The organism is Loigolactobacillus jiayinensis (assembly GCF_003946445.1).
Lineage (GTDB): Bacteria > Bacillota > Bacilli > Lactobacillales > Lactobacillaceae > Loigolactobacillus > Loigolactobacillus jiayinensis.
The window spans coordinates 1-454 of sequence record NZ_RHOF01000014.1 but is presented as its reverse complement, the minus strand read 5'-3'; the positions used below and the strand labels follow the sequence as shown (position 1 = coordinate 454).

Sequence of the window (454 nt, the reverse complement as noted above, 5' to 3'; positions counted from 1 at the left end):
TTTGTGTAAAATAAAAAAGCTCACTGGCCCCATACACAAATTTCACCCACTACAGCGTCATTTGAAAGGATATGAAGACCAATGAACTCTATCGATCATTATATAAAATTTTCACTCAGTATTAAAGACCAAAACGTTGTTTTTTTCGATTATGACTATCAATTGATCAAATCACGCCGCGCCAAGGTCTATCGAGCCAATGTGAAAGTGACCTGTGAACGGTGTCCCCAGTGTGGCTTTGATCATCTCAGTCATAACGGTCACTACACCGCACGTGTCGCCTATCCAGCCGCTAATGCCAGTGAACCAGTCTATCTAGAATTACATAAAGAACGGCTGATCTGTAAAGACTGCGGTGCTTCAGTGATGGCTACGACGGCGTTGGTTGATAAGTACTGTTGTATTTCTAAACCAACGCGGCAGAAGATCTTTATGCAACTCCAAGATGATCGGA

Annotated in this window: 1 protein-coding gene; it reads left to right on the top strand. The window is 42.5% G+C overall.

The window, feature by feature from the left end:
• Positions 1–81: 81 nt before the first annotated feature.
• A partial coding sequence (locus EKM80_RS04795; protein ID WP_164509505.1) for a transposase family protein occupies positions 82–454 on the top strand: 373 nt, incomplete at its 3' end.